The sequence below is a fragment of the Actinomyces radicidentis genome (genome assembly GCF_001553565.1).
Taxonomy (GTDB): domain Bacteria; phylum Actinomycetota; class Actinomycetes; order Actinomycetales; family Actinomycetaceae; genus Actinomyces; species Actinomyces radicidentis.
On the sequence record NZ_CP014228.1, the window covers coordinates 1,045,532 to 1,070,424 of the forward strand.

Here is a 24,893-nt window from a genome sequence, read left to right on the forward strand (position 1 = left end):
CGTCGGGGGGTGGGACCGGGGCAGCCTACGTCCGCGCCGCGCCGCACCCGCGGGACGAGCGGGGCGTCGACGGCGTCTGCCCGGTCACGGTGACGCACGACGGCGCTGGGTAGGCTCGCGGTCGATGAGCACCAGCACCGCGCCGTCCGAGAGCGGCGACCCCCGGGCCACGACGACGGCCGACACCTCCGGACCCGACGCGGCCGCGCGCGCCTCCCGCGACGCCCGCCGGGACCGCCTCACCGACCTCGTCCCGGCGACCACCGCCGTCGTCGTGAGCGCGCTCCTGCTCATCGCCTACTCGCTGGGCCAGTGGCGCTCGATGTACGTGCCGAGCTGGGACCTGGCGATCTTCTCCGAGCTCGCGAAGGACTACGCGCACCTCCAGGCCCCGGTCGTCCCGATCAAGGGCGTCGGCTTCAACCTGCTGGGCGACCACTTCCACCCGATCCTCGTGCTGCTGGGCCCGGTCTGGGCGCTCTTCCCGAGCCCGCTGTCCCTGCTCATCACGCAGGACCTGCTCCTCGCCGTCTCCGCCTGGCCGCTCACCCGGGTCGCCACCCGCGTCGTGGGCCGGGTCCCGGCGCTGGCCCTGGGCCTGTGCTACGCGCTGTCCTGGGGCTTCCAGGGGGCGGTGGCGGCCCAGTTCCACGAGATCGCCTTCGCGGTGCCGATGCTGGCCTGGTCCTGCGCGGCCTTCGTGGAGCGCCGCTGGTGGGCGAGCGCGCTGTGGGCGGCGCCGCTCGTCCTCGTCAAGGAGGACCTGGGGCTCACGGCCCTCATGATCGGGCTGGCGATCGCCTGGCGCGGCCGCCACGAGGAGGCCCCGGTCCACGAGCCGACCGGCCGCCGGCTGCGCGACCGCGCCGCCCGCCTCACGCCGCTGCAGCTGGGGCTGGGTCTGGCGGCCTTCGGCCTCCTCATGTTCCTCCTCACGGTGCTCGTCATCCTGCCGCTGCTGTCCTCGACGGGGACCTGGCAGTACGGCCTGGGCGGCAACGCGGGCGACGGGACGGCGACGACGGCGTCCTCGGACGGTCCGCTCTCGCGCCTGTTCTCCCCGGAGGTCAAGACGGCGACCCTCGCGATGATCGTGTGCACGGCGGGGCTCATCGGCCTGGGGTCCCCGCTCATCGCGGCGGTCCTCCCGACGATCGCGTGGCGCTTCCTGTCCTCGAAGGAGTTCTACTGGGACTGGAAGGCGTGGCACTACAACGCGGTCCTCATCCCGATCGCGCTGGGCGCCCTGCTCGACGTCCTGGCGCGGCTCCGCGCCCGCCGCGCGGCACCGGACGACGTCGACGCGCCGGCGGGCTGGCTGGGGGCGCCGGTGTGGGCGCGGTGGCTGAGCGTCGTCGGCGTCGCGGTGCCGCTGGTGATGACGGTGTTGACGGCGAAGGACCTGCCGCTGGCCTCGATGAAGGACGAGGGCTGGGGCGCGACCTCCTCGCGCGCCGCGGCGGCGCAGCAGGTCATGGACACGATCGCGGAGGGCGCGACGGTGGAGACGGACCTCGGTCTGCTCGCCTACCTCGTGCCGCGCGCCGAGGTGTACTGGGTGGGGACCGCCGGGGTGAGCCCGGAGTACGTCGTCATCGACGAGCAGTCCTCGGCCTGGGGCGGGAACCCGCCGATGGATGCGGCGCAGTGGATCTCTGGCCAGGTGACCGACGGCTCCACCTACACGAACGTCCTCACGGTCGACGGCTACCAGGTGGCGAAGCGCAATGGCTGAGGCCGCCGAACCCGCTGCGCCCGGCGCCCCGACGGCGACGCCGACGCCCCGGCCGATGCCCCGCTGGGCGGAGCTCGTGACGGTCGGGGTCGGCGGCGCGCTCGGCACGCTGACCCGCGCGGCCGCCTCGCACGCCTGGCCGGCCCCTGCCGGCGGCCTCCCGGTGACGACGCTCGCCGTCAACCTCATCGGCGCCCTCCTCCTCGGGCTGCTCCTCGGGCACCTGGCCCTCGCCGGGCCCGACGCGGGCGCCCGCAAGGTCGCCCGCCTCGGCATCGGCACCGGCTTCATGGGCGGGCTCACCACCTACTCGACCTTCATGGTGGAGTCCGAGCGGCTCCTCACCGGCGGGCACGCGGCCCTGGGCCTCGCCTACCTGCTCGGCTCGATCCTGGCGGGCCTGCTCGCGGCGTCCGCCGGGCTGACGATCGCCGCCCGCGCCCACGGGGGTGGTCGCGCGTGAGCCCGCTGACCTGGGTCCTGCTGGCCGTGGCGGGCGGCCTCGGCGCCGTCACCCGCTTCACCGTCGACGCCCGCGTGAGCGCGGCGGTCACGCGGCTTCGGGCCGCCCGCTCGCCGCGTCCGGGCGGCCCGAGCGGGGTGGAGGCGCGCTGGGCGGGGATCCCGTTGGGGACGATCGTCGTCAACGTGACGGCCTGCCTCCTCCTGGGGATCGTGACCGGCTGGACGACGGCGGCCGCGGCGCCGACGGCGGTGGCCTCGGTCCTGGGGACCGGATTCCTCGGCGGCTACTCGACCTTCTCGACGGCCTCGGTGGAGTCCGCACGCCTGCTGCTCGCGCCCCGCGGGCCGGCGACGGCGCTGCACGCGCTGGGCATGGCGGCGGCGAGCCTCGTGGCGGCGGTCCTCGGCCTGGCGATCGGCGGCGCGCTCGGCTGAGCGCGCGACGGGCCCCCTTGTCACCCCGCCCCCGCCGACCACTAGAATGACCGCGCGGTTGTTTTCCGCCGGTCCACTCCCGTCCCCCGGGCCGGGAGCCGCACCCGCTGGCGCGCCCGACCGGGCACACTAGGACCATCACCATCGCCGTCGGCAGGGAAGCCGACCGGACCGAGGAGCGAAGAGGACCATGGCACTGAGCATCGGCGTCGACGTCGGGGGCACGAAGATCGCGGCGGGCGTCGTCGACGACGAGGGCGAGGTCCTCGAGACGATCCGCAGGGACTCCCCCGCCAAGGAGCGCCAGGCGATCATCGACACGATCGTCTCCGTCACCGAGGAGCTCAAGGGCGCCTTCCCCGAGGCCGCGACCGTCGGGATCGGCGCCGCCGGCTTCATCGACGCCGACCGCAACACCATCGCCCACGGCACGAACCTCGACTGGACGGGTCTCAGGCTCGCCGACGTCGTCTCCGAGAAGGTCGGCCTTCCCGTCGTCGTCGAGAACGACGCCAACGCCTTCGGCTGGGCCGAGGCCCGCTTCGGCGCCGCCCGCGGCAAGCAGAACGCCCTCATCGTCGCCATCGGCACGGGCCTGGGCGGCGCGATCGTCGTCAACGGTCAGCTGCTTCGCGGCGCCGCCGGCTTCGGCGGGGAGATCGGGCACATCAACGTCGTCCCGGACGGCCGCCCGTGCGGCTGCGGCCAGTACGGCTGCCTCGAGCGCTACTCCGCCGGCACCGCCCTCGGCGTCAACGGCTGGGAGCTCGCCCAGTACCGGCCCGCCTACGCCGCCCGGATCATCGAGCTCTCCGGTGGGGACCCGGACCGCATCTCCGGCAAGGCCGTCACCGCCGCTGCCCGCGAGGGGGACCCGGCGGCCCTCCAGTGCTACGCGAGCCTCACGCACTGGCTAGGCGTGGGCCTCGCGGACATGTGCGCCATTCTCGACCCCGAGATCATCGTCATCGCCGGCGGCCTCGCCGAGGCGGGCGGCATCCTCCTCGAGCCGACCAAGAAGGCCTTCGCCGAGGCCCTCACCGCCGGCCCGCACCGCCCGGCGATCCCGATCGTCCTCGCCGAGGGCGGCCAGGAGGCTGGCCTCGTCGGCGCCGCCGACCTCGCCCGCCGGAGCGCCTGAGCCCCGGCGTGCACCGCTCCCGACGACGACGCCCCCGCCCGCGCGGGTTTGGACCACTTCCCATCGTCTGGATCGGCCGCGGATTCTTGGGGTGGTCCAAACCCGGTGAGTGCGGAGGGTTCGCGCCCGACCGCGCTCAGACCTCGAAGTGCCAGTCGCGGATCTCGGGCATGTCCTCGAGGTGGGCGACCTTGTAGTCCTCATGGCGAGCGAGCTGCTTCTCGCACCAGCGCTTGAGGTCGGCCGCGCCGCGCACCGTCTTCTTCGCGTTGTTGAGCGCGTCGATGACCAGGTGGTAGCGGTCCACGCGGTTGCGCACGACCATGTCGAAGGGCGTCGTGGTCGTGCCCTCCTCGATGAAGCCGCGCACGTGGAAGCGGTCGGCGTCCGGGCGGCCGTGGACGAGCTGGTGGATCGAGCCCGGGTAGCCGTGGAAGCAGAACAGCACGTCCTTGTCGTTCGTGAAGGTCTCCGCGAAGTCCTCGTCGCTCATGCCTGAGGGGTGGTCCTTCGGGCGGGCGAGGGTCTGGAGGCGCACCACGTTGACGACGCGGACCTTGAGCAGCGGGAGCTGCTGGCGCAGGATCTGCGCGGCGGCGATGGCCTCGGTGGTGACGACGTCGCCGGCGCAGGCGATGACGATGTCCGGCTCCTCGCCGGAGGCGAGGTCCTCGTTGCCGGCCCAGTCCCAGACGCCGTAGCCGCGCTTGCAGTGCTCGTAGGCCTCGTCCTTGGTGAGCCACTGGAACTGCGGCTGCTTGTCCTGGACGATGAGGTTGACCTTGTCGGTCGTGTCGAAGCCGTAGGAGGCGATCTCCAGGAGGCAGTTGGCGTCCGGCGGCAGGTAGGCGCGCACGATCTCGGCCCTCATGTTGAGGATCGAGGAGAGCACGCCGGGCCCCTGGTGGGAGAAGCCGTTGTGGTCGTTGCGCCAGCAGGTCGAGCTCAGCAGGATGTTGAGCGAGGGCACGGGGACGCGCCAGTCGAGGTGGACGCCCTCCTCGAGCCACTTGGCGTGCTGGATGGTCTGCGAGACGGAGACCATGCCGAAGGCCTCGTAGGAGGCCCACAGGCCGTGGCGGCCGGTGAGGTTGTAGGCCTCGAGCCAGCCGTGGGTGTTGTGCTCGGAGAGCACCTCCATGACGCGTCCGGCGGGCGAGATGTTGACGTCGAGGTCCGTGAGCCGCTCCATGAAGGCGCGGTCCGTCTGCTCGAAGACGGCGGAGAGGCGGTTCGAGTCGGCCTCGTCGGGGCAGAAGAGGCGGAAGGTCGTGGGGTTGCGGCGGTAGAGCTCGGCCATGAGGGCGCCGAGGTAGCGGGTCGACTCCTTCTTGACGCGTCCGCGGTCCTCGGGGGCGAGGTCGAGGGCGAGGTCGCGCCAGTCGGGCATGTCGAGCGGGGTGTAGGAGCCGCCGCCGTTGGCCACCGGGTTGGCGCTCATGCGCAGGTCCCCGCTGGGGTTGGCGCGGCGGGCCAGCTCTGTGAGGGACCCGTTCTCGTCGAAGAGCTCCTCGGGTCGGTAGCTGCGCAGCCAGCGCTCGAGGATGGCGAGGTGCTCGGGGTTCTCCTTGACGCCGGACAGGGGCACCTGGTGGGCGCGCCACGTGCCCTCGACGACGGTGCCGTCGACCTCGTGGGGGCCGGTCCAGCCCTTGGGGGTGCGCAGGATGATCATGGGCCAGTGCGGGCGCTCGGCGGTGACGACGCCCTCGCCGCGGGCCTCGATCTGGATCTTCTTGATACGGCCCCAGGCGTAGGCGAGGGCGGCGTCGAGCTGCGGGCCGACGACGGCCGGGTCGTCGCCGCCGACCTCGATGACCTCGTACCCGTGCCCCTCGTAGAGCTTGCGCAGCTCCTCGGGGTCCTTGCGGGCCTGGACGGTGGGGCTGGCGATCTTCGCGCCGTTGAGGTGGAGGATCGGTAGGACGGCGCCGTCGCGGGCGGGGTTGATGAAGGAGATGCTCTTCCAGGAGCCCTCGAGCGGGCCGGTCTCGGCCTCGCCGTCACCGACGACCGCGAGCGCGATGAGGTCGGGGTTGTCCATGACGGAGCCGAAGGCGTGGACGAGGGCGTAGCCGAGCTCGCCGCCCTCGTTGATGGAGCCGGGGGTCGTCACGGAGACGTGGGAGGGGATGCCGCCGGGGGCGGAGAACTGGCGGAAGAGGCGCAGCACTCCGTCGGCGTCCTCGGTGATCCGCGGGTAGACCTCGGTGTAGGAGTCCTCGAGGTAGGAGGCCGCGACGAGGGCGGGGCCGCCGTGGCCGGGGCCGGTGATGTAGATCATCGACTGCTCGGTGAGGCGGATGAGGCGCGAGGCGTGCGTGTAGATGAAGGACAGGCCCGGGCTGGTGCCCCAGTGGCCGAGGAGGCGGGGCTTGATGTCGTCGGCGAGGAGCTCGCGGCGCAGGAGCGCGTTGTCCTTGAGGTAGATCTGGCCGACGGTGAGGTAGTTGTTGGCGCGCCACCAGGCGTCCATCGCCGCGGTGTCGTCCTCGGTGGGGTGGGCCAGCGCGTCGACGAGCTCGTCGACCCGGGCCGCGGTGAGGGTCTCGGTCATCCGTCCTCCTGCGCGGGCGCCGTCGGTCGGGACGGCCCGCGCCCGCGGTGCGGGGCCGTCCGCCTCGAACCTACCTGGGCTGCCGCCCTCCGCGACAGGGGTGCTGGCAACCGACCGACGGCGGGGCGCTCGGGCGGCGCCGACGGCGCACCGCCCGCTGCCGGCACCGGAGGGATCCCGCTGCCGGCCCGGCAGGTCCCCGCCCGACCCCGAGCACGACGAGGCCCCCGGCTCGGATCTTCGATCCGGCCGAGGGCCTTCGTCATCGTGGCGCCGCTCCCGGGTTCCCATTCCCGGGGGGCCTCCTCCTTCGCCGGAGCGCTCCGTTCAGGCTCCCTAGGACCTTCGCGGCTCTCGGTGCGAGTCGGTCATCGGGTTCCCCAACCCTCGCGACCCGTTCCGTCCGGCGGCAGGAACTAGACAACCCTCCCGACCTGGAGGGACACCCCTGAGCAACCTGGGAAGACCATGGGAAGTGCGCCCAGTGACGTCGCCGCCGTCACCGAGCGTCCGACGCGAGGACCGCGGGCTCAGTCCTCGCGGCGGTCGGCGACCGCCGCACCGGGCTCCACCGGGTCGACGTCGTCGTCTGGGTCGTCCTCCCCGACGCCGTCACCGTCGATGTCCGCCTCGTCGAGGGTCTCCTCGTCGAGCTCGTCGGGCCTGCGCACGGGCGAGTCCCCGGCGGACAGGAAGATCCCCACCCAGCGCGAGCGCGGGTCGGAGTCGATGAGGAGCGCCTTGACGAAGAGGGTGAGCGGGACGGCGAGGATGGTGCCGAGCCCGCCGACCACCTGCGACCAGAAGAGCAGGGAGAGGAAGGTCGTCGTCGTGTTGAGCCCGACGGCGTCACCGGTGAACTTCGGCTGGATGAGGCTCTGGATGACGAAGTTGAGGACGCAGTAGGCCACGACGACCCACAGGGCGGTGAGCGGGCCGGAGTCCACGAGCGCCAGGAGCGTCGGCGGGACGAGGCCCACGAAGAAGCCGATGTTGGGGATGTAGTTCGTGATGAAGGACAGCACGCCCCAGGTCACGGCCATGGGGACGCCGAGCAGCCCGAGGGCGATGACGTCGAGGACGGCGACGATGAGGCCGAAGACCGTCGAGACGAGCCAGTAGGAGCGCACGGAGGTCGCGAAGCCGGACATCGCCGTGGCGATCCCGGGCTTGAGGCGGGTGAGGGCCTCGGCGCGCACCTCGATCTTCGACATGTCGAACATGAGGAAGATGACGGTCAGGGCGAGGATCGAGAGGATCGAGCCGAGGCTCGTCACCTGGCTGAAGAGGGTCTGGGCGACCGACACGATCTTGTCGGTGCTCACCGCGTTCTCGAGCTGGGTCTGCAGCGAGCTCGCGTCGACGCCGAAGCGGCCGAGCAGGCTGATGCCCTGGTCCCACAGGGACTCGAACTTCGACGCGTACTGCGGCAGGGTCTCAACGAGCTGGGCGACGGCGATGCCGAGGGCGACGAACATGCCGACGACGAAGGCGTAGATGAGCAGGATCGCGATGACGGCACCGACGACCCTGTGGACGTGGTGCCGGGCCAGCCACGTGACGAGCGGCCTGACGGTGATGACGAGGGTGAGGGCGAAGAAGGCGGGCGCGAAGAGGCTCTTGACGAAGTAGAGGCCGACGCAGCCGACGACGAGGGCGGCGACGACGAGGGCCGTCGTCTCGCCCTGCGTGCGGTCGACCTCGACGGGGACGCGTTCCCCCTCGCGGACGGGGTCGTTCTGGGGGTCGGTGGTCCGGGCTGGGGTCGCCGGTTCGACGTGGGGAGTGTGGGCCATGCCCGGATCCTCGCACGACGGGCACTCAGCTGTCCGTCGAGGACACGGTCCGCTCCGTGTGGGACGCGTCGCCAGCGCTCGTCCCGGTCACGGCCACGGCTCTCGTCGCGGTCGTTGTCGCGTCAGTCGTCGCGTCCTCGCTCGCGCCGACGGCGGTGGCGCCGCCCGCACGGGCTGGGGAGGGCGCGGCGCGCGGCGGCTCGACCCGCGGCGCGGGGATCGTCGTCGACGCCGAGGCGGCCCTCACGACGACGAGGGCCGTGATCGTCTGGGTGAGCATGATCCCGAGGAGGACGACCAGCTGGAACTTCGCGGCCTCCACCGGGCTCGCCCCGCCGAACAGGGCGCCGACGAAGGCGCCTGGCAGGGTGACGAGACCGGTCGCGCCGGTCTGGTCGATGCCGGGCAGGAGGGTCTCGCGCACGGCCTCGCGGGAGACCTCGGCGTGGGCGGCGACCGGCGTCGCTCCGAGCGCCATCCAGCCCTCGACCTCGGCGGCCCGGTCGCGCACGGTCCGCAGGAACATGCGGCCGGCCAGCGTCGCGCCACTCATGGAGTTGCCGATGATGATGCCGCCGACGGAGACGAGGTAGCGGGCGTCGAAGGGGATGAGGCGCAGCGAGAAGATGAGCGCGACGGTCACGGCGGAGCCGACGACGATGCCGGTGGCGGCGGCGCGCCGCCCGTCGTGGAGCTCGCGGACGCGCCCGCCGGAGGTCGCCGACGCCGTCGTCAGCATGAGGAGGACGAACAGGGCGACGGTCCAGGGCACGGCGAGGACGCCGTGCAGGAGCACGGCGATGACGGAGAGCTGGACGACGGCGCGCAGGGCGGCGACGAGCGGTGCCCAGCCGAGCCGCAGGCCCGCCCACCGCTGGATGCTGAGGGTGACGGCGAGGAGGAGCGCGAGGCCGAGTCCGAACTCGAGGAGGGGCATGCCCCGATCGTGCCACCCCGAGGACGCCCGCGACGACGGCGGCGCCGTGCTCCCCGGGGACGACCACCGCGAGCCGGGGCGTCCCCGGCCGGGGCTCAGCCCTCGAGGATCCCCGAGGCGGTGCCCACGCGGACGGCGGCGTCGCGGTCGTGGACGCCGAGGCGCTTGTAGAGGGCCTTCGACGTCGAGCGCACGGTCTCCACCCCGAGGAAGAGCTCGTCAGCGATCTCGGGCAGGGTCCTGCCGGCGGCGAGCAGGGTCGTGCGCGGCGAGGCGTCCGGGACGGCCATCGCCCGGCGCACGAGGTCGAGGCAGCCGGCGTGGTCGTCCTTGAGGTAGGCGGCGGCCGCCTCGACGAGGAGGGCCGACTCCGCCGGGATCGCCTGTCCGACGATCGCGGTGCGCGCGCCGTCGACGTCGCCCTCGCGCAGCTGGATGAGCGCGAGGAGCTCGTGGAGGGGCCACCAGAAGAACTTCGACAGGCCCGTCCAGCGGGCGCGCCCGAGGAAGGTGCGGAGCCACTCGATGGCCGGGTCGGCGCCGCGCTGGACGAGAATGAGGAGGGCCTCCGCCTCGATCTCGTAGGCGGCCGAGTGGGAGCGCTCGTCGACGTCGGCCGTGGGGCGCACCGGGGCGGGGGCGGGGGCGGCCAGGTAGCGGCGGGTCGCCTCGACGATCTCCTCGGGCTCCCACTCGCGCGTGCCGGCCGTCTGGACCGTCTGCTCGTAGGCCGCCAGCGCGGTTCGGGCGTGCTCGACGAGCCCGGAGCGGGCGGCGACGAGGGCGAGGCGGGCGCGCGGCCCGAGCATGGGGACGGGGCTCTGGTCCGCGTAGATGGTGAAGGCCTCGGAGAGGCGCTCCGCCTGCTTGAGGGCGACGAGGGCGAGGTCCGGGCGCCCGAAGGCCAGGGTGGCGTCCGCCATCCCGAGCATGAGCATGAGGGCGACCTTGGCCTCCATCGCCGTCTGGGCCGGGAGGAAGAAGCTCTTGATGGCCTCGCGGTGGAGCTGGGCGATCTCCTCGAAGACCCAGGTCACGAACTCCTCGAAGAGCGGCTGGGCGTTCTCGACGTCGGGCATCTGGAACTGCGACTGCGCCGCCATGAGGCGGTCCCGCACGGCCCGCGTGAAGGGCGTGAGGTACGGCTCCCCGATGAGGGTCGTCGTCCACACGAGGTGGCCCCACGGGATCGGGAGCTCGCCCACGGCAGCTCGTCGTAGGAGACGTACTCCTGGACGGCGCGCGGCCAGCGCCACGTGGCGGGCACCTCGACGGGCAGGGTGGCGCGCAGCTCGCGGCGCTCGCGGGTGGTGAGGAAGGTGAGGACCTCGGCGTGGCGGCAGACCTGCTCGTCCAGGGCCGCCCAGGCCTTGAGCTTGAGGAGGGCGCGCATGGCGATCTCCGGCGCCAGGGAGTCCACGTCGAGCGGGTCCTCCTCGGGCGCTGACAGGCACGTGACGAGCCGCTGGCGGAAGGTGGCGGTCCGCGACGGGTGCTCGTCCAGGAGCAGGCGGATGACCTCGGCGACCAGCGCCGGCGGGGCGCCCGTGGCGATGACGGAGGGGCTGAGGATGCCGGGGACGGCGCTGGTGGCCTCGGCCTCGGTGACCTCCCGCTCGAGGGCGCGGGAGGCGATGATGCCGAGCCAGCGGCTGCTGGTGGCGGGCAGCAGGTGGCGGAGGAGGGCGAGGTCGTCGTCGACGACGGCGGGCACGACGCGCTCGGCCCAGGCGGCCGCGACGGTGTGGAGCGGGCCGGTGGGCACGGCGGCCATGCGCACCCAGGTGCCCCGGGTGATCTCGGCGGCGAGGGAGAGGGCCTCGTCGCCGGACTCGAGCTCCTCGATGCCGGCCACGACGAGCGCGGCGACGCCGTAGGTGACGCTGAGCAGCTCGTCGCGACGGTCGACGTCGGTCCAGTCGTCGCCCAGGGCGATGAGGTCCTCGTCTGAGACGAGGAGGGAGTCGCGACCGAGGGCCACCTGGAAGAGGGAGGCGAGGTCGCCGCCGACGGGCTCGTCGCTGGAGCCCGCGACGATGATGACAGGGGCGGAGCCGTGCTCCGCGGTGGCGCGGGAGGCGGCGAGGAGGGCCTGGCCGGGGTCGTCCCCCCGGGCGATCTCGACGAGGAGGCAGTCGTTCGTGGCGACCTGGGCCGTCCAGGCGTCAGAGGCGAGCACCTCCGCGAGCGGGAGGCGGACGACGCGGTCGGCGGCGCCCTCGGCGAGGGCGACCGCGACCTCAAGGGGCAGGAGCTCGGGCTCGGCGCGCACGAGGACGGAGGCGGCTCCCTCCACGAGGCGCTCGAGGCGCTGGGCGAGGGCGGCGACGAGGTGCTGGCGGACGTTCATCGGCTCATTGTGACCGGTTGAGGCCTGTGCAAGGGGATTGTGTGAGCAAGGTCCGTGGGTTCATCCCCTTCCGCAACCTTCCGCATCGCGGCCCGGTCACAGGAGCCCGGCGAGCCCCCCGACCCTGACGGCGGCGTCGCGGTCGTGGACGCCGAGGCGCTTGTAGAGGGCCTTCGACGTCGAGCGCACCGTCTCCACCCCGAGGAAGAGCTCCCCGGCGATCTCCGGCAGCGTGCGCCCCTGGGCGAGGAGCCGCAGGACGTCGACCTGCCGGGGCGTGAGCGGCGCCGCCGTCGTCGGGCCGTCGTCGTCCAGGCGCAGGCCCGCCTGCCGGGCCGTCACCGGCTCGAGCACGGGCAGGATCCGCACGCGCACCGGGTCCGGCAGGAGCGCGACGAGGCCCGGCTGCTCCGCCCAGGCGGCGGCGTGGGCGCCCACGGCCTCCTCGATCGCGGAGTCGTCGTCGGAGGCGAGAAGGAGGCCCAGGCGGTAGCCGTCGACGACGAGCGTCCAGCGAGGGGAGGCCGAGCCCGTGGCGGACAGGCCCTCGAGGCGGGCCCGGCAGTCGGCGCCGCGGCCCTGGACGAAGTCGGCGGCCGCCTCGACGAGGGACAGTCCGTCCGCGGGCAGGAAGACCGAGCCGGCCCGCTCGAGGGCGGGGGCGACGCGTCCCTCGCGCAGGTCGATGAGGCAGTGCAGCATGTGCAGCGGCCACCACTCGAAGGGCTCGAGCTCGGTCCACTCGGCGCGGCCGAGGAAGGAGGCGATGAGCTCGCGCGCGGCGGCGGGCCCCCGCTGGACGAGGACGAGGAGGGCCTCGGCCTCCACCTCGATCGGCGTGAGCTGGGAGTTGGTCGGGATCTCGGCCGTCACGCGGACGGCGTGGTCGACGCCGGCCGCGAGGAAGCGGCGCGCCACCTGGACGGCGTGCTCCGCCTCGGGCTCGCGGACGCCGCCGCGGCGGGCGAGGCGCTCGTACTCCTCGAGGGAGCCCGCGGCGCGGTCGTTGAGGCCGGCGTACGCCGCGATGAGGGCCTGGCGGGCGGCGAGGCCCACGCACACGACGGGGCAGCGCACGACGTCGATGGTGCACACCTCGATGAGGTTGGCGGCGCGGCGCAGGAGCCGCTGGGCCAGGGAGAAGCGCGCCATGGCGACCGCGGAGTCGGCGACGCCCTCGAGGAGGCGGCACAGGACGACGACCTCGTCGTAGACGGCGTTCGACATGATGTAGTCACCCACCGTGGCGGCGCCGAGGCGCTCGGCCTCCGCGGTCACCCAGGCGACGGTCGCGTCGAGGGTCTCCTCGACGACCTCGACGTGCGAGGAGTGGACGAGGGCGATGGCGCTCATCCCCCGGGCCCCGATCTCCCGCACGAAGGGCGTGCAGCGGGACTCGTCGCAGGTGGTGGCGAGCCAGTTGAGCTCGAGGATGGGCTGGGGCAGCTCGTGCGGCGTGACCTCCTCCAGGCCGAGGAACTCGCGGGCCGAGTGCAGGTGCCTCCAGCCCTGGGGCACCTGGTCCGGGAGGAGGTCCCGCAGGGCGAGGCGCTCCACGTGGGACAGGGCCGCGAGGTGGACGGCGCCTGCGGCGAGCCAGCGGTCCAGGGAGATCCAGGCCTAGTGCCCCACGAGGATCGTGATGACGGCCCGCGCGGGCAGGTCGGTCTCCGGGTCGGTGCAGGCGTCCGTGAGGTCGCGGCGCAGGCGGGCCGCCAGGGCCGGGTCGGTCTCGCGCGTGAGGCGGCACAGCTGGGCGGCAAGCAGCGGCGGGAAGGAGCGGAAGGGCAGGTCCCCGGCCAGGAGGCCGCTGGACCGCTCGACCAGCTCGACCTCCTCGACGTCGACCTCGCGCCCGAGCACCCGGGTGGCGAGGCGCGCGACCGACCAGGGCGAGAGCACCGGGAGGAAGGCGTGGAGGTGGAGCACCGGCTCGGCGAGGACGCGGGCGTGAACGCGCTCCGCCCAGGCCGCGGCGACCGTCTCGGCCGCGTCGCGGGTCGGTCCGACGGCGCGGCCCCAGGCGGCCTCGGCGGTGCGGCGGGCCAGGCCCGTCTCGGTCCCGGGCGCGCCGGGACCGTCCTCGAGGACGGCGAGGACGAGGTCGACGACCCCGCCGGTGAGGGTGAGGAGCTGGTGGCGGGCGACGACGTCGCTCAGCTCCTCGACGAGGTCGACGAGGTCCTCGTCGACGACGAGGAGCATCGCCTCGTCGAGGACCGCGTGGAAGACGCGGGTGAGCTCCTCGGGGACGGGCTCGTCGCAGGCGGCGACGACGATGACGAGCGGCGCGATCCCGCGCTCGCCCGCGCGGTCGAGGACGGCGAGGCAGGCGGAGCCGGCGTCGTCGACGTCCTGCTCGAGCAGGAGGCAGGCGTCCTCGCCGGCCTCGTCGAGGAGCGCGTCGGCGCCGGCGCCGCGGGCCTCGGACAGCGGGCGGGCGACGACCTCGCTCGCGAGGCGCGCCGCGAGGGCGCGGGCGAGCTCGCGGGGGGCGAGCTCGGGGGCGCCCTGGACGAGGACCGAGGAGGTGCCCCGCAGGACGGGGGCGAGTCGCGCGGCGACGCGGCCCACGAGGCGCTCGCGCAGGGCCGTGCCGGCCTCCGGGGTCGTGGGCGTGCTCGCTGCGGGGGTCACGGCGTCTCCTCGTCGTGGTCGGCCGGCGCCTCGATGAGGCCGAGCCGCTGCGCGGTGCGCACGGCGGCGTCGCGGTCGTGGACGCCGAGGCGCTTGTAGAGGGCCTTCGAGGTGGAGCGGACCGTCTGGACGCCGAGGTAGAGCTCCGTGGCGATCTCGGGGAGGGTGGCGCCGGCGGCGATGCGCTCGAGGACGTCGAGCTGCCTCGGGGTCAGGGTGACGACGCCGACGGCGTCGTAGACGATGAGCCCCTCGGCGACGGCGGCCTCCGGCTCGAGCAGCGGGAGGACGAGGAGGCGCGCGTCCTCGGGCCGGAGGGCCGCGACCGCGGGGGCCTCGCGCCAGGCGCGCGCCCGCAGCTGGGCCTGCTGCTCCGCGCGGCTGCCGTCGCCGGTGGCGCGCAGCGCCCCGAGCCGCAGGCCCTGGGCCATGAGCGTCCAGCGGGGCGCGAGGCTCACGTCGGCGTCGAGGCCGGCCAGCATCGCGAGGCAGTCCTCGCCGCGCCCCTCGACGAGGGCGGCGTCCGCCTCGACGAGGGTGACGACGTCGGCAGGCAGGTACTCCTCGGTGAGGCGCGCACGGGCCTGCTCGACGCGCCCCTCACGCAGGTCCAGCAGGGCGAGGATCCCGCGGACGGGCCACCACTCGAACTGGAGCACGTTGGTCCACCGGGCGCGGCGCAGGCAGTCGGTGAGCCACCGGGCCGCGGCCTCGGGGCCGCGCTGGACGAGGACGAGGAGCGCCTCCGCCTCAACCTCGAAGGGGGCCACCTCGTCGACGAGGACGACGTCCGGATTGGCGCGCACGGGCACCGGCGAGGCGTCCGCGAGGAGGCGACGGGCGACGACGGCGGCGCGCTCGGCCCCCGGCTCACGGGCGCCGGTCGCTGCGACGACGGCCGCGCACTGGCGCAGCCGCTCCTCCGCGGTCCCGGGCAGGCCGGCCCACGCGGCGACGAGGGCCTGGCGGGGGACGAGGCCGACCTGGACGACGGCGAAGGAGCCCGGGAACAGGGTGCAGGCCTCGGCGAGGCTCGCGACGGCGGTGAGCGTCTCCTGGGCGACCGCGCCCCGGCCGAGGGCCATCGCCCCGTCGCAGGCGCCGAGGAGGACGAGGCAGAGGAGACCGATCTCGTCGACGAAGTCGTAGGACAGGACGTACCTGCGGGCGGCCTCGCGATGGAGGCGGCCGACCTCGGCGCGCATCCACGCCAGCCCGTTGGAGAAGGAGGCGTCCACGGCTCGCGGGTCGGCGGCGTGGACCTGGGACAGGGCGGCGACCGAGCGGTCGCGGATCTGGCGGACGGTCTCGCTCAGTCCCGTCTCACGAGTGGTGGAGGTCAGGAGCGCCAGCTCGAGCCAGGGCTGCGGGAGCTCGCGCGACCCCGCGGCGCCGTCGACGAGGAGCTCGCGGACCCGGCGCAGGTGCGGCCAGCCGGCGGGGATGTCCGCCGGTACCAGCTCGGCGAGCGCGCGGCGGTGGGCGCGTGTCAGGACGGCGACGTAGGGGGCGCCGGTGGACAGGTACGCGTCGAGCTCGGCCCAGGCGCGCACGCCTGCGAGGGCGCCGATCCGCACGGAGGCGGCGAGGTGGCTGTCGTCGGCCAGGAGGCACTCGACGGTGATCTCGTGGCGGGTGCGCGAGACCAGCAGCGGGTCGTGGAGCGCGGTCAGCCGGACCACCGCGGCGGCGAGGACCGGCGGAAGGGTGACGTGCCCGGCGTCGGTGACGTGCGTGCCGGGCAGGGCGACGAGCGCGTGGACCTCGTCGACGTCGACCTCGCGGCCCAGGACCCGTTCGGCCAGGACCGCGACGGATCGCGGGCTCGCGTTGGGCAGGAAGGCGGCGACGAGGGAGGTCGGGACGGTGCGCAGGGCCGGCTCGATCCTCCCGGCCCAGGCTTGCGCGGTCGTTACGAGCGGACCGGGACCGTCGTCCGAGGACCAGACCGAGCGGGCCACCGCGACGGACAGGTGCGGGCCGGTCGGGGCGAGGCGCCGCTCCTCCAGGGCGGCCGCCACGAGCGCGGGGACGCCGTCGGTGACGAGGAGGACCTCGTGGCGGGTCGCCTCCTCCGACAGGTCGGGACCGCAGCACTCCGGGTCGCAGCCCACCAGGGCGGCGAGGTCGCGGTCGGCGAGGCACAGGGAGGTCTCCCCGAGGCGGACCTGGAAGAGGGCGGCGGTGGCCAGGCGGTCGCCGGCGACGGGTGCCGGCCGACTCACCGCTGCCCCGCGGTCTCGTCGTGCTCCCCGGGGACCAGCAGGCCGGACAGGCGGGCGGTGCGCACCGCCTCCTCGCGGGAGTGGACGCCGAGCTTCTTGTAGACGGCCTTCGACGTGGAGCGGACCGTCTCGACGCCGAGGAAGAGCTCGTCGGCGATGTCCGCGAGGGTCCGCTCGGAGGCGAGGCGCTCGAGGACGTCGGTCTGCCGGGGCGTGAGGACGACGGCGGCCGCGGCGGGCCCGCCGGACAGTCGCAGCCCCTGCTTCCCGGCGACGGCGGGCTCGAGGACGGGCAGGACGCGGGCGCGGGCCGTCTCGGGCAGGACGGCGACGAGGGCGGGGTTGGCGGCCCAGCCGGTGGCGTGCGCGGCGACCTCGCCGTCGAGGTCGGGGTCCCCGAGGGCGGCCATGGCGCCGACCCGGTAGCCGTAGCCGATGAGGGTGACGCGCGGCGAGACGGAGCGGGCGGCGACGAGGCCGCGGACCGCCTCGAGGCAGTCCTCGGCGTCGCCGCGCACCAGGGCGGCGCCGGCGTCGATGAGGAGGCGGACCTCCTGCGGGAGGTAGGCGCCCTGGACGCGGGCGAGGGCGTCGTCGGCGCGCCCCTCGCGCAGGTCGAGGAGGGCGAGCATCGCCAGGTCCGGCCACCACATGAAGGGCATGAGGTCGGTCCACTGGGAGCGGGACAGGAGGGTGAGGAGCCACTCGACGGCGGCCTGGGGGCCGCGCTGGGCGAGGATGAGCTCGGCCTCGGCCTGCACCTCCAGCGGCGTGAACTGCGTGTTCGCCGGCAGGTCCGCGCTCGCGCGCACCGGGTAGGGGGCGGCGCCGGCGGAGAACCGGCGGGCGATCTCGACGACGTGCTCGGGCTCCGGCTCGCGCACGCCGCCGCGGGCCGCGCACATCTCGTACTCCTCGAGGAAGGTCTCGGAGCGCTCGTGCATGCCGGCGTAGGCGGCCATGAGGGCGTCACGGGCGGGCAGGCCGGTGAGGAGGGCGGGGGCCTCGCGGACGTCGGTCGTGAGGGCCTCGACGAGCATGTGCGCCTTGTTGAGGCAGGCCTGCGCGTCGGAGAGGCGGGTGAGGGCGAGGCAGGCGTCCGCGGCGCCCATCATGCCGAGGCACAGGAGGTGCGCCTCGTCCTTGAAGGCGCGGCGCAGGCGGAAGGAGCGGGCGGCCTCCTCGTTGAGGTCACGGAAGCACTCGTCGAGCCAGCCAAGCGCCTCGCCGAGGTCGGCGCTCACCTGGTCCGTCGAGGGAACCTGGACGCGGGAGGTGGCGAGCATGAGTCGGTCGCGGACCTCGACGAGCCGGGGCGTGAAGAGCGCGTCGTTGCCGATCGTCGTCGTGAACAGGAGCCGCAGCCAGGGCTCGGGCAGCAGGCGCGTGGCTCGGTCGAGGTGGGCGGCGTAGTCCTGGATCTCGTGGAGGCTGTGCCAGGCGAGGGGGACCTCGTGCGGCAGGAACGCGGTGAGGGAGGCGAGCTCGGTGGTGGACAGGAGCGCGACGAAGGGGGCGCAGAAGTCGAGGGCGCGGTCCCGGGCGATGATGTCGAGATCCTGGTCCGTGAGGACGGTGGACAGGTCGCGGCGCAGGCTCACGGTGCGCGAGGGGTCGCGGGTCATGGAGACCTGGATGATCTGGGCCGCGAGGGCCGGGGGGAAGGCCGCCGAGCCGGTGACGGATCCGGTGACGGCGGGGACCCGGCCGGGCAGCTCGAGGACCTCCTCGAGGGGGACCTCGCGCCCGAGGGCTGCGGTCGCGACGGTGGCAATGTCCGGGCCGTTCATGGGCGGCAGGAAGAGGTCGAGCAAGGCGAGGTCGTCAGCGGCGACGGCGTCGTGGACCCGTTCCGCCCAGCCGCGGCACACGCGGGTGAGGGCGTCGGCGGCGTCGCGCTCGAACTGGCGGCTCCAGGCGGAGCGGGCGGTGCGCACGACGGGGCCGGCGGGGGCGTCGGCCTCGCAGACGACGAGGAGGACGGGCGCGACGCCGGGGCGGCGGGCGGCGGCGAGGACCGCCATGAGGGGCTCGGCGGGGTCGGAGGCGCCGTCCCAGTCGAGGAGGAGGGAGGTGTCCGCGTCGAGCTCGTCGACCCAGGAGGTGTCCGCGGCGGCCTCGGCGAGGGTCATGTCGAGGTGGCGGGCGTCGATGCGCTCGACGAGGGCGCGGGCGAGCTGGCGGGGGCGGTACTCGTGGGCCGCGCGGACGGGGAAGGAGGCGGTTCCCGTGACGGAGGTGGCGAGCCTGCGGGCGAGGCGTGCGGTCAGGTCCTCGGCAACGGTCAACGGTCGACCTCCTCGGAGGTGTTCACCCCGCTCCTGGTCACGGGGTCGGGCGGGAGGAGCTCGGTGAGGCGGGCGACGCGCACCGCGGCCTCGCGGCTGTGAACTCCGAGCCTCCTGTAGAGCGCCTTCGACGTCGAGCGAACCGTCTCGACGCCGAGGAACAGCCGGTCGGCGATCTCCTGGAGGGTCATGTCCGTGGCCAGGCCGGCGAGGACGTCGAGCTGGCGGGGCGTGAGGACGACGGAGCTGGCGGCGGGGGTCGCCTCGTCGACGCGCATGCCGCGCAGGCGCGCCATCTGCGGGTCGAGGCCCGCCAGGGCGACGCGGCGGCCCTCCTCCGGGAAGAGGGCGACGACGGCGGGGGCCTCGGCCCAGTCGACGAGGTGGGCGTCGGCCTCGGCGGCGAGCTCGGGCGCCTTGCGGCGGGCGAGGATCGTGACGCGGAAGCCGAAGGCGAGGCGGCGCCACCTGTCCGGGGCCTCGGGGTCGCGCACGACCTGCCGGATGAGCGCCTCGGCGCCGTCGAGGTCGTCGACGGCGAGGGCGGCGCCGGCGCGGATGAGCCGGGCGGAGGTCTCGGGGACGTAGACGGTCTCGAGGGTACGCAGGGCGTCCTCGGGGCGGTTCTCGCGCAGGGCGAGGAAGGCGGCGATCGTGTGCAGGGGCCACCACTGGACGGCGCCGAGGTCCGTGAAGGGGGCGCGCGAGAGGAAGGTCTGGACCCAGTCGGAGGCGACCTCGGGGCCCCGCTGCAGGAGGATGAGGAAGGCCTCGGCCTGGACCTCGAACGGCGTGAAGGTCGTGTTGGGGGCGATGTCGCCGGAGACGCGGACCTCGCTGGCGGTGGTCTGGGCGAGGAAGCGGCGGGCGACGAGGACGATGTGCTCGGGCTCGGGCTCTCGGACGCCGGCCTCCTCGACGAGGTCCTCGTACTCGGTCAGGAGCGTCTCGGTGCGGCCGCGCACGCCCGTGAAGGAGGACAGGAGGGCCTGGCGGGAGGCGAGGCCGAGGCGCAGGGCGGGGGCGCGCTCGGCGTCGGCGCCGGTGGCCTCGAGGAGCTGGGAGGCCTCGTTGAGGCAGCGCTGGGCGAGGGTGATGCGGCCCATCGCGAGGGCGCCGTCGGACTCGCCGAGGAGGGCGAGGACGATGAGCGGGGCGTCGTCGACGATGCACGGCGGCAGGGAGTAGGAGGCGGAGGCGCGCTCGTGGATGATGACGGCCCGCTTGCCGAGGAACTCGATGCCGGCGTCGATGGCGTCCTGGAGGGCGTCGATGGACGGGGAGTGCGCGGTGGAGACGGCCATGACGAGGCGGTCCCGCATCTCGGTGGTGAGGTCGTTGAGCTGGCGGCCGTCGGCGACGGACAGGAGCCACAGGAGGTCCAGCCAGGGCGTCGGCAGGGCGTGGGGGCTGACCTCGTCCTGGGTGAGGAACTCGCGGCACCAGTGCAGGTAGGGCCAGGCGGAGAGGACCTCGGTCGGCACGATCGCCGCCAGGGTGCGCCGCTGCTCGGTGGTAAGGAGGGCGATCGACGGCAGGACGCGGGCGAGGAGCTTGTCGAGCGAGGCCCAGGAGGCGGTGCCGACGAGGACGGAGACCCGCTCGAGGGCGTCCAGCGGGAGGCTGCGTTCCAGGGCCGCCTCGGCGACGGCGCGGCGCAGGACGAGGACGGTGCCCGGGTCGCGCTCGGCGACGAGGCGCACGATCTGGGCGGCGACGGCGGGGGCGAAGGCGTCGCGGCGGGACTGCTGGCGGTGGATCGCCGGGAAGAGCCGGGCCTCCATGACGTCGTCGACGGTGACCTCGCGGTCGAGGACCTTCGTGGCGACGTCGGCCATCTGCTGGGCGGACAGGGCCGGGAGCATGGCGTGGAGGAGGACGAGGTGGTCGTCGGCGGGCAGGAGGTCGACGAGGCGGGTCGCCCAGGCGCGGGCGGCGAGGGTGAGGGGGGTGTCGTGGGTGCCGCGGGCTCGGCCCGCCTGGCGTGCGACCTCGACGGACAGGGGCAGGGCGGTCTCCCCGCGGGACTCGACCTCCTCGACGGCGGCGAGGACGAGACCGGTGGAGCCAGCGGTGACCTGGAGGACCTCGTGGCGCAGGGAGACGTCGTCCCAGGCCTCGCCGAGGCGGGTGAGGTCGGCGGAGCGCACGGCCATGGACATGGGGCCCAGGACCACCTGGAAGTGCTGGAAGACCTCGACGGGCGGGACGACGTCGGACTCGGAGACGACGATGACGAGGGGGAGGCGCTCGTGGGCGGCGACGTCGACGAAGGCGGTCCAGGCGGGGACGAGCTCGTCGGAGGGGCCGTCCCAGTCGAGGAGGAGGACGCTGAGCGGCGTGAGGGCCTCGCGCCAGGAGCCGGACTCGGTGGCGCCGCGCAGCGAGCGGCGCACGGGGGTGAGGCCGAGGCGGGCGACGGTGGCCTCGGCGACGTCGCGGACGTGGAACTCGGGCGGGCCGTAGAGGACGGCCGAGGCGGCGCTCTCGAGGGTGACCGCGAGTCGGTCGGCGTGCCTTCTCAGCAGGGTGGTCAGGTGGGACGTCACGTCGCCTCGCTTCCTCCAGATGACGCTGGGGACGACCCGCGCCGCCCCCGGGACCCGCCGCTCCGGTGGACGGGCGTCGGACACCCTAGTCCGTGGGGACCGGCGGCAGATCGCCGCAAGGTCTCGATCGGGTCAGGATTGCGGCACGCTCGCGGACGGCGTGCCCGGGGGTCAGTGCTCCAGGTCACCCGCAGAGATCACGGTGCGGTCACGGCTGCGGTCGAGGATGCGGGCCAGCCAGGGGTCCACCGCCGTGTAGAAGCCCTCGGGGCGGGTGCGCCGCACGTCGTGCCCCGCGCCCGGGACGAGGACGGTCTCGACGTGCGGGTTGGCCAGGCGGGCGAGGACCGCGAGGCCCTCGGTGCCGACGCGCGCCGAGCCTCGGCGGTCGCCCGTGACGAGGAGGGTGGGGACGCGCAGGGCGGCCATGCCCTCCTCCCATGGGACCTCGGGTGCGACGACACCGGTGGCCAGGAGCTCCGGGTCGGTGCGCTGGGAGGCCCAGGCGCCCGGGAGGGCCTCGACGTCAGGGACCTCGGCGTCCGCGAGCGCGCGGGCGGCGGTGGCGGGGAGGTCGGCGGCCTCGGCGGCGCGCGCCCGGGCTCGGGCGGCGCCGCGGGAGCGGAGCTCCTCGGGGGTGCGGCTGCCGTAGCGGGCGGGGTCGCCGAGCACGGCGCCGGAGACGAGGTCGGGACGGCGGCCGGCGACGACCATGGCGGTGGCGGCGCCCATGGAGTGGCCGACGAGGACGGGCGGCGGCGCGGCGGTCAGGCCGAGGGCGGTGCGGCCTCGGGACTCCTCGGCGAGCTCGGCGAGGACGGCGACGGCGTCGTCGACGAGCTGCTCGCCGGCGCGCTCGAGCTGGTCGGGGGTCCAGCGCGGGGAGAGGCCGTGGCCGCGGGCGTCGACGGCGACGACCCGGTAGCCGGCGGCGGCCCAGTGCTCGATGGCGTCGGCCTGGGAGAGGGCGGAGCCGGTGATGCCGTGGAGGAGGACGAGGGTCGGGGCTCCGGGGGCGCCGATGACGATCCGGGCGGGTGGGGCGGGCGGGGTCGCCGGCGGGGCCGGCTCGGTGCTGGAGGGGGCGGGGGCGCCGTCGTCGGTCATGGGTGGCATTGTGGCCCGGACGGGGCGGGGGCGCGTCCGGCGGGCGGGCCTAGGGTTGGGGCATGAGCGAGCCGACGACGCACAACGAGTCCTACACCGACACCCCTGAGGGCGCCGCGCGCATGAACGTCGAGTCCTTCAACCTCGACCACACCAAGGTCCGGGCGCCCTTCGTGCGCGTCGCCGACCGCAAGACGCTGCCGGGCGGGGACGTCCTCGTCAAGTACGACGTCCGCTTCTGCCAGCCGAACGTCGAGCACCTCGACATGAAGGCCGTGCACTCCATCGAGCACCTCACCGCCGAGCTCATGCGCAACCACACCGACCGTCTCATCGACTGGGGCCCGATGGGTTGCCAGACCGGCTTCTACGCGCTGACCCTGGGGCTGGAGCCCGAGGAGTTCGAGCCGCTGCTGCAGGCCGCCTTCGAGGACGTCCTGTCCGCGACCGAGGTGCCGGCCGCGAACGAGGTCCAGTGCGGCTGGGGCGCCAACCACTCGCTGGAGGCGGCCCAGGAGGCCGTGCGCGCCTTCCTCGCGAAGCGCGACGAGTGGGACGTCGTCATCCCGGGCGCGGACGACTGAGCCGGTCACGGGCGCGCTCCTCGGCGGAGCCGCCGCCCGGGCGGGGGTCCTCGGTGCCGCCGGGACCGGCGCGCTCTCCGCGACGCCGCAGAGCCCGGACCTCCTCCTCATCGTCCTCCTCCAGCCGGCCACGCTCCTGCTGGCCTGGCTCGTGGGGCTGGGCACGCGGCGCGCCATCCGTCGGCGGGCGACCATGTCCCCGGCCGCCGCGACGCTGACGGCCCTCATCGGCCTGTGGGCCGGGGCCGCCGGGGCGTCGTGGGTCTTCGACGAGACGCACCTGTGGGCGCCGCGCGTCGCCATCGCGGCGGCTCTCGTCGCCGCCGTCGTCGTCACGGTGACGGCCCTCGTGGACACGCGCCTCCAGCACGAGCCCGCGCTCGCCCCGATCGCCGAGGTGGCGCGCCGCGGCGAGTCCCGCAACCTCGAGTTCAAGTCCTCCGCGCGCGTCAACGTGCGCACGGGCAAGCGGGAGGACGCGATGGGGACGGTGGCGGCCAAGACGGTCGCGGCCCTGCTCAACTCGCGCGGCGGCACGCTGCTGCTCGGCGTGGACGACGTCGGACGGCTCATCGGGCCGGCGCCGGACTACCAGACGCTGCGACAGCCGGACGCTGACCGCTTCGAGCTGTTCCTGCGGGACCTGTGGCGCAACCGCCTCGGCGCGAACGCCGCCGCGCTGCCGCGGCTGGACTGCGCGCCGGCGACGGACGGGGAGGGCGAGGTGTGCCGCGTGACGGTGCCCGCCTCGCCCGTGCCGGTGTACATGAGCGGCGCGAAGGGCAAGGGCGGGCGCGAGCTGTGGGTGCGCGCCGGGAACTCGACGCAGCGCCTCGAGGTGGATGATGCGGTGGCATACGTGGCGCAGCGCTTCCCGAGGCAGCTGCGCCCGACGCTGCGCAGCAGGGTCGGCACCTACCTGCTGTACCACCGCAAGGCGGCGAATCCCGTGGTGCCTGCCGTACCCGAGGTGGCGGCGGCTGCCGGGCCGGCCGTGCCGGCGGTGGCACCGGCCCCTGCGCCCGTCCCTCTCACCGAGGGCTGAGCCTCCCGTCATCTGAGCCTCCGCGCCCTGCCAGCGCCCGGGAACTGTCCAGAACTCGTCACTTCTGCGACACGCAGGGCCAGTGGGGCGGATGAACGGTTGGAACGCCGCGAAAGGGGTTCCCTCGTGCGAGGCCGTGCGCGCAGAACTGACGAGTACTGGACAGTGAGGTCAGGGGGTGGGCCAGCATCCCAAGCGACGCGCCACTGGTTCCACGATCCACGGGGTCTGACGGGCCAGCACCTGCTGCGAGGTGAGGCGAACCGGGGTGATGCCTGCAGCCAGCAGCCTCTGATCCCGGAACCTGTCGTGCGTCCAGTCCTCCCATGACGAGTGGTACTGGTGCCCGTCCGTCTCCACGTCCAGCCTCCCCCCGAGGAGCAGGTCCAGCTCACCGGCTGGTGAGGGCGCGGCGACCTCCGGGAACACGCCCGCCTCCTCGAGGTCGTACCGGGCGATCGTCTCCAGGAGGGACCGGGCACGCGGGTCCGCCCGTCGGACCACGGCCCGGAGCCGAGCGTTGCGCTTGCCGGGCAGGTGACTCAGGAGCTCGCTCCGGCTCACGGCTCCCGTACGGAGCGCGGCGTCAAGTGCAATGAGAGCATCGACCTCCACGGCGCACCGCATGTGCGTCAGAAGCAGGTCAGCCCCCTTGGCGAAGGGCGAGCCCAAGGGGTCGACCGTGACGCGGTGGTCCTGATGGATCGTGACCCTGCCGGCCCCGAGCACCGCACGCGCCGGGTCATCCGGGCTCAGGAGATGCACCCTCCGACCTGGTTTGTCCCTCACAGGAAGCCCCGCGGCCGCGAGCCCGTGGTCACAGCAGATGAGGCCCCCGAGTCTGCGGGCGAGGACCACCCGGCGGTCGGCCTCAGGCAGTGAGACCACGTGCTGCGGATGAGGAACAAGACGCCCTGCGTCGCTCAGTCTCTGGATCGCACGGCGCTCCGCCCGCGACCGGCACAGGGCCGAGGTCCTGACGGCCCCGTGGGCGGCGGCAACGCGCGCCACGAGCTCGTCGTCATCCACCGTTCTTCGCACG

General features: G+C 74.4%; 18 protein-coding genes. 6 read left to right on the forward strand and 12 right to left on the reverse strand.

Translation table 11 applies throughout. The features are described from left to right. The first annotated feature begins 124 nt into the window (after positions 1 to 124). From AXF14_RS04425 to AXF14_RS04440, 4 genes are all read left to right on the forward strand, one after another. Positions 125 to 1,735 carry a DUF2079 domain-containing protein gene (locus tag AXF14_RS04425; protein WP_084355349.1) on the forward strand — a complete coding sequence of 537 codons (1,611 nt, stop codon included), beginning with the start codon at positions 125 to 127 and terminating at the stop codon, positions 1,733 to 1,735. Then, positions 1,728 to 2,198 (forward strand): fluoride efflux transporter FluC, encoded by a 471-nt coding sequence (locus tag AXF14_RS04430; RefSeq protein WP_236755939.1) that lies wholly within the window; start codon positions 1,728 to 1,730, stop codon positions 2,196 to 2,198. The genes AXF14_RS04425 and AXF14_RS04430 overlap by 8 nt, the downstream gene beginning before the upstream one ends. Next, the gene (locus tag AXF14_RS04435) at positions 2,195 to 2,635 is read left to right on the forward strand and encodes a fluoride efflux transporter FluC (RefSeq protein ID WP_067941176.1); all 441 of its coding nucleotides are present in this window, start codon (positions 2,195 to 2,197) and stop codon (positions 2,633 to 2,635) included. The genes AXF14_RS04430 and AXF14_RS04435 overlap by 4 nt, the downstream gene beginning before the upstream one ends. A gap of 190 nt (positions 2,636 to 2,825) precedes the next feature. Next, positions 2,826 to 3,776 (forward strand): ROK family glucokinase, encoded by a 951-nt coding sequence (locus AXF14_RS04440; RefSeq protein ID WP_067941178.1) that lies wholly within the window; start codon positions 2,826 to 2,828, stop codon positions 3,774 to 3,776. A gap of 136 nt (positions 3,777 to 3,912) precedes the next feature. On the opposite strand, the gene AXF14_RS04445 is transcribed toward AXF14_RS04440, so the two are convergent. From AXF14_RS04445 to AXF14_RS04490, 11 genes are all read right to left on the reverse strand, one after another. After that, positions 3,913 to 6,333, reverse strand: a complete 2,421-nt coding sequence (locus AXF14_RS04445; protein ID WP_067941180.1) for a phosphoketolase family protein — start codon at positions 6,331 to 6,333, stop codon at positions 3,913 to 3,915. 530 nt (positions 6,334 to 6,863) lie between these two features. Beyond that, on the reverse strand, positions 6,864 to 8,129 hold the full coding sequence (locus tag AXF14_RS04450) for an AI-2E family transporter (protein ID WP_084355350.1): 1,266 nt from the start codon (positions 8,127 to 8,129) through the stop codon (positions 6,864 to 6,866). Between the two features lie 25 nt (positions 8,130 to 8,154). Beyond that, on the reverse strand, positions 8,155 to 9,066 hold the full coding sequence (locus tag AXF14_RS04455; protein WP_084355351.1) for an ABC transporter permease: 912 nt from the start codon (positions 9,064 to 9,066) through the stop codon (positions 8,155 to 8,157). A gap of 95 nt (positions 9,067 to 9,161) precedes the next feature. Continuing rightward, positions 9,162 to 10,169: a helix-turn-helix transcriptional regulator gene (locus tag AXF14_RS13175; RefSeq protein ID WP_169798250.1), complete on the reverse strand. Its 1,008-nt coding sequence runs from the start codon at positions 10,167 to 10,169 to the stop codon at positions 9,162 to 9,164. After that, on the reverse strand, positions 10,100 to 11,416 hold the full coding sequence (locus AXF14_RS14720; protein WP_067941182.1) for a hypothetical protein: 1,317 nt from the start codon (positions 11,414 to 11,416) through the stop codon (positions 10,100 to 10,102). Before AXF14_RS14720 ends, AXF14_RS13175 begins: the two co-directional genes overlap by 70 nt. A gap of 96 nt (positions 11,417 to 11,512) precedes the next feature. Further along, the gene (locus AXF14_RS04465; RefSeq protein ID WP_067941185.1) at positions 11,513 to 12,973 is read right to left on the reverse strand and encodes a helix-turn-helix transcriptional regulator; all 1,461 of its coding nucleotides are present in this window, start codon (positions 12,971 to 12,973) and stop codon (positions 11,513 to 11,515) included. 63 nt (positions 12,974 to 13,036) lie between these two features. Next, positions 13,037 to 14,053 (reverse strand): hypothetical protein, encoded by a 1,017-nt coding sequence (locus tag AXF14_RS13930; RefSeq protein ID WP_067941187.1) that lies wholly within the window; start codon positions 14,051 to 14,053, stop codon positions 13,037 to 13,039. Continuing rightward, positions 14,050 to 16,278, reverse strand: a complete 2,229-nt coding sequence (locus AXF14_RS04475; RefSeq protein WP_067941189.1) for a LuxR C-terminal-related transcriptional regulator — start codon at positions 16,276 to 16,278, stop codon at positions 14,050 to 14,052. Before AXF14_RS04475 ends, AXF14_RS13930 begins: the two co-directional genes overlap by 4 nt. Next, positions 16,275 to 18,566, reverse strand: coding sequence for a helix-turn-helix transcriptional regulator (locus tag AXF14_RS04480; RefSeq protein ID WP_067941191.1), 2,292 nt, complete (start codon positions 18,564 to 18,566; stop codon positions 16,275 to 16,277). Before AXF14_RS04480 ends, AXF14_RS04475 begins: the two co-directional genes overlap by 4 nt. Continuing rightward, positions 18,563 to 21,115 carry a response regulator transcription factor gene (locus tag AXF14_RS04485; protein ID WP_067941193.1) on the reverse strand — a complete coding sequence of 851 codons (2,553 nt, stop codon included), beginning with the start codon at positions 21,113 to 21,115 and terminating at the stop codon, positions 18,563 to 18,565. The genes AXF14_RS04480 and AXF14_RS04485 overlap by 4 nt, the downstream gene beginning before the upstream one ends. A 171-nt stretch (positions 21,116 to 21,286) precedes the next feature. Further along, positions 21,287 to 22,222, reverse strand: coding sequence for an alpha/beta hydrolase (locus AXF14_RS04490; protein WP_084355353.1), 936 nt, complete (start codon positions 22,220 to 22,222; stop codon positions 21,287 to 21,289). A gap of 122 nt (positions 22,223 to 22,344) precedes the next feature. On the opposite strand from AXF14_RS04490, the gene AXF14_RS04495 reads away from it, so the two are divergent. Next, positions 22,345 to 22,806: an S-ribosylhomocysteine lyase gene (locus tag AXF14_RS04495; RefSeq protein WP_150118517.1), complete on the forward strand. Its 462-nt coding sequence runs from the start codon at positions 22,345 to 22,347 to the stop codon at positions 22,804 to 22,806. A gap of 193 nt (positions 22,807 to 22,999) precedes the next feature. Beyond that, entirely contained in the window at positions 23,000 to 23,851 is an 852-nt protein-coding gene (locus tag AXF14_RS04500; RefSeq protein WP_236755946.1) for an AlbA family DNA-binding domain-containing protein, read from the forward strand. A 171-nt stretch (positions 23,852 to 24,022) separates the two neighbouring features. Here the strand turns inward: AXF14_RS04500 and AXF14_RS04505 are convergent, their stop codons facing one another. Continuing rightward, the gene (locus AXF14_RS04505; protein ID WP_150118420.1) at positions 24,023 to 24,616 is read right to left on the reverse strand and encodes a hypothetical protein; all 594 of its coding nucleotides are present in this window, start codon (positions 24,614 to 24,616) and stop codon (positions 24,023 to 24,025) included. Positions 24,617 to 24,893 lie beyond the last annotated feature (277 nt).

Coding starts and splice junctions, on each gene's coding strand:
- AXF14_RS04425 (WP_084355349.1), top strand. CDS start 125: ATGAGCACCAGCACCGCGCCGTCCGAGAGCGGCGACCCCCGGGCCACG.
- AXF14_RS04430 (WP_236755939.1), top strand. CDS start 1,728: ATGGCTGAGGCCGCCGAACCCGCTGCGCCCGGCGCCCCGACGGCGACG.
- AXF14_RS04440 (WP_067941178.1), top strand. CDS start 2,826: ATGGCACTGAGCATCGGCGTCGACGTCGGGGGCACGAAGATCGCGGCG.
- AXF14_RS04445 (WP_067941180.1), bottom strand. CDS start 6,333: ATGACCGAGACCCTCACCGCGGCCCGGGTCGACGAGCTCGTCGACGCG.
- AXF14_RS04450 (WP_084355350.1), bottom strand. CDS start 8,129: ATGGCCCACACTCCCCACGTCGAACCGGCGACCCCAGCCCGGACCACC.
- AXF14_RS04455 (WP_084355351.1), bottom strand. CDS start 9,066: ATGCCCCTCCTCGAGTTCGGACTCGGCCTCGCGCTCCTCCTCGCCGTC.
- AXF14_RS13175 (WP_169798250.1), bottom strand. CDS start 10,169: ATGGCGGCGCAGTCGCAGTTCCAGATGCCCGACGTCGAGAACGCCCAG.
- AXF14_RS14720 (WP_067941182.1), bottom strand. CDS start 11,416: ATGAACGTCCGCCAGCACCTCGTCGCCGCCCTCGCCCAGCGCCTCGAG.
- AXF14_RS04490 (WP_084355353.1), bottom strand. CDS start 22,222: ATGACCGACGACGGCGCCCCCGCCCCCTCCAGCACCGAGCCGGCCCCG.
- AXF14_RS04495 (WP_150118517.1), top strand. CDS start 22,345: ATGAACGTCGAGTCCTTCAACCTCGACCACACCAAGGTCCGGGCGCCC.
- AXF14_RS04500 (WP_236755946.1), top strand. CDS start 23,000: ATGTCCCCGGCCGCCGCGACGCTGACGGCCCTCATCGGCCTGTGGGCC.